The following is a 3,636-nucleotide window of genomic DNA, read 5'->3' as shown; positions in this document are numbered from 1 at the left end:
CATCGACGACCGCGACCTGATCGCCGAGCTCGCCGAGCTGATGATCACCGAAGGCGCGGAGAATGGGCGTCTGAAGGACAGCCCGGACGGCGAGTTCCAGTCAGCCAACACGGTGGGGCAGGCCTGGGGCGTCCGCGCCTTCCAAGCGGCGGGCAGCGAGAGCGTGAACCCCGCAGCCGACTTCCTGGTCGATCAGCAGTGCCCCGATGGTGGATTCCGTCTGTTCCAGAAGGGCGACGGCTGCACCTCGAGCGTGGACGCCACCACCTTCGCCGTCATCGCGCTCCAGGAGGCGGGCGGACATGGCGCCGCGGTGGCCGACGCGCGGACCTACCTCAACGGCGCGCAGGCGGGCGATGGCTCGCTGAGCGAGTCTGGCGGTGCCAACTCCAACAGCACGGGTCTTGCGGCCGTCGTCCTCTCGTCCTTCGGTGACGCTGCAGCAGCAACCGCGGCCGCCGACTGGATCGTGCCCCTGCAGGCCACGTCCTCGACGCCCGGGCTCAAGGACGAAGCCGGTGCGATCGCCTTCGACTCCGCCGCCTTCGACCAGGGTGCGGACGGCATCAGCGACGTCGAGAGGGATCAATGGGTACGGACCTCGGTCCAGGCGATCCACGCGCTGAGCTTCGCCAGTCAGGCCGAGCCGGAGCCGGAGCCGGGCCCGGTCGCATCCATGGAGCTCAAGGCGTCGGACGCCAAGCCCGAGCAGGGCGAAAAGGTCACCATCACAGCCACCGGCAGGGACGCCGATGGCCGATCAACCGGAGACGTGTCCGACGAGCTGAGTCTGGAGTCATCGGTCGAGAGCGACACGATCAAGGACAACACCGTCACGTTCAACACCGCCTCGTCGCACGTCATCACGGCGACATACGGGGATGATGGACCCACTGCGTCGATCACGATTGAGGTGGCACCGTCGACGGATGAGAACACGGCCAGCGGGAACGGCGCAAACACGGGCCCGGTGTCCAGCGTGAATGGAACACTCCCAGACACCGGTTCCTCGGTCGAGACCTGGCAGCTGCTCGCGGCTGCTGCTCTTCTGGTGACCGGTGCAGGCCTCGTGCTGACAGGCCGCGGACGCAGGGCCTCCTTCGCTCCGTCACACGCTCGCCGATGAACGTCCGAAGCCGGATCGTCCGCACCCTTGCTGCACTGATCGTCGGTGCGGCGGGCGGCACGGTCGTGTCGGCGGGGGCTGCCCACGCAGCCGCCTGCCCGTCCGGGACCGGGGTCACGGTGGTCGTGAACTCCTCGGTGCGGTGTGATGCCAACGGCGGCGGTGCCGCAGCGTCGAACTTCGCCAGGGCGGGCCACTCGCTGAACAGCTCTCGAGGATTCGTCTGCGACATCGATGGGTACCCGTCACGCGCACCGTGCCGCGGCACTGCGCCGCCCGATGCCTACTGGGGTCTGTTCTCGGCCAACGGCACGGGCGGTGGATGGAACTACGCCAGTCAGGGCGCCTACTCCCTCAGCGTGCCGAAGGGTGGTTGGGTCGCGTTCAAGTTCCAGAACTCCAGCTCACGCTCCTATCCCGGGATGAGGCCGTACACGGCTCCGGCTCCGAAGCCGAAGCCGAAGCCGAAGCCGAAGCCGAAAGCCGCAGCAGCGCCGAAGCCAAGGCCGTCGACGTCGGCGGAGAAGAAGAAGGCCACGCCGTCGCCGTCGGCCTCGGGTACGCCGTCCAAGAGCCCCACGTCGTCCTCAGCGGCGCCCTCGCCGAGCGCGTCGGTGTCGGGTACGGCCGCGGCCGCCGCGCGCGAGGAGGCGCTGCAGCGCACGTCGCAGCAGTCCGACAGCTCGTCGACCTCGACGCTGTGGGTCGGCAGCCTGCTGGCTCTGGGCCTGTTGATCGGCATGGTCGTCACGATCTGGCAACGGCGGGCGCGACGGTCGTGAAGCAGTGACGCCGCGGGATCTGCATCCCGGGGCCTGGTGGATCTGGGCCCTGGGACTGGCGACCGCGGCGTCCGCGACGACCAACCCGTTTGTTCTGGTGCTGATCATCATGGCCGCCGTGCTGGTGGTCGTCGCCCGTCGCACCGAAGCTCCATGGGCGCTCTCGTTTCGGCTGTACGTGTATCTGGCGCTGCTCATCATCACGATCCGCGTGCTGTTTCGCATCGTGTTCGGCGGGGTCGACGGCGACATCGTGCTCGTCACCCTGCCGCAGATCCCCTTGCCGGATCTCGCCGCCGGCATCCAGCTGCTGGGACCTGTGACCCGCACCGATCTGTTGGGTGGTCTGTACGACGGGCTGCGTCTGGCCGCGATCATCGTGTGCATCGGCGCCGCCAACACGCTGGCCAATCCCCGGCGCCTGCTCGCGAGCCTCCCACCGGCCTTCTACGAGCTCGGTACGACGATCGTCGTGGCGCTGTCGGTGTTCCCGCAGCTCGCCGAGAGCGTCGGCCGGGTGCGACGAGCCAGGGCGCTGCGTGGTGACCCGGGTCGTGGGGTCGGGGCGTTGCGGCGCATCGTGGTGCCTGTGATGGAAGACGCGCTGGACCGTTCGATGGCCCTGGCCGCAGGCATGGATGCCCGCGGCTACGGGCGCGCGGGCACGGCAACCGTGGGCGAACGACGCACCACCGGTCTGCTGATGATCGGTGGTCTCGTCGGCCTCTGCGTCGGCGTCTACGCGCTGCTCGACCGCACGGCACCGCGGTGGTTGGTGCTGCCATGTCTCGTGGCGGGGGTCCTCGTCGCCGCCGCCGGGCTGGTCTCGGCCGGTCGTCGAGTGCAGCAGACCCGCTACCGCCCCGATCCGTGGCGCGTTGCCGAGCTGGTGGCGATGGCGTGCGGCATCGCCACCGCGACCTTGGTGCTGACGACGAGCGCCGCCGTCGCATACCCAGCCCTCGACGTGCTGCCGCAGCTGTCCGTCCCGGTGCTGCTGGCAGTCCTGATCGCGGCGCTGCCGGCCTTCCTGACGCCGCCGCCGGTCCTCGACACGACCCGGCGGGTCCTGGCGAAGCGAGGTGCCACATGATCGAGCTGCGGCAGCTTTCCTTCACCCACGACGGTGCCGACGTGCCGGTGCTCCGCGACGTCGATGTGTCGATCGAGGAGGGCGAGCTGGTGTTGGTCGCCGGTCGCACCGGGTCAGGCAAGTCGACCCTGCTGGGCACCATCAACGGACTGACCCCCCACTTCACCGGCGGCACGTTGGCCGGCGAGGTGCTGATCGGTGGGCACAGCATCCGCGATCGGGCACCGCGCGATCTCGCTGACATCGTCGGATACGTCGGCCAGGACCCGCTCGCTGGTTTCGTCACCGAGGTGGCCGAGGACGAGCTGGCCTACGGCATGGAACAGCTGGGGGTCGATCCGCGCACGATGCGCCGACGCGTCGAGGAGACCCTCGACCTGCTGGGCATCGCAGACCTGCGCTCGCGGGCGCTCCGCACACTCTCCGGTGGACAACAGCAACGCGTCGCCATCGGGGCGGTGCTCACGATGCACCCCAAGGTGCTGGTGCTGGACGAGCCGACATCTGCTCTCGATCCCACCGCCGCGGAGGACGTGCTAGCCACCGTGGCCCACCTCGTCGACGACCTCGGCGTCACGGTCGTGGTCGCCGAGCACCGCATGGAGCGCGTCGTCCCGTTCGCCGACCGGCTCGTC

General features: G+C 69.4%; 4 protein-coding genes. All 4 read left to right on the top strand.

What is annotated here, in order from left to right:
* Positions 1 to 1,126: prenyltransferase/squalene oxidase repeat-containing protein (locus tag WB508_RS00020; protein ID WP_423842814.1), on the top strand; the 1,126-nt coding region annotated here is incomplete at its 5' end.
* Positions 1,123 to 1,908 (top strand): hypothetical protein, encoded by a 786-nt coding sequence (locus tag WB508_RS00015; RefSeq protein ID WP_423842813.1) that lies wholly within the window; start codon positions 1,123 to 1,125, stop codon positions 1,906 to 1,908. The genes WB508_RS00020 and WB508_RS00015, both read left to right, overlap by 4 nt.
* 4 nt (positions 1,909 to 1,912) lie before the next feature.
* On the top strand, positions 1,913 to 3,001 hold the full coding sequence (locus WB508_RS00010) for an energy-coupling factor transporter transmembrane component T (protein ID WP_423842812.1): 1,089 nt from the start codon (positions 1,913 to 1,915) through the stop codon (positions 2,999 to 3,001).
* The coding region (locus tag WB508_RS00005) for an ABC transporter ATP-binding protein (RefSeq protein WP_423842811.1) at positions 2,998 to 3,636 on the top strand (639 nt) is incomplete at its 3' end. The genes WB508_RS00010 and WB508_RS00005, both read left to right, overlap by 4 nt.

Source organism: Aeromicrobium sp. (assembly GCF_049586495.1).
Taxonomy (GTDB): Bacteria; Actinomycetota; Actinomycetes; order Propionibacteriales; family Nocardioidaceae; genus Aeromicrobium.
The sequence above is the reverse complement of the archived record's forward strand: the minus strand, read 5'-3'. Positions and strand labels throughout refer to the sequence as shown.

Bases quoted from the DNA above. Each gene is read 5' to 3' on its own strand.
- WB508_RS00015 (WP_423842813.1), top strand. From the start codon at position 1,123: ATGAACGTCCGAAGCCGGATCGTCCGCACCCTTGCTGCACTGATCGTC.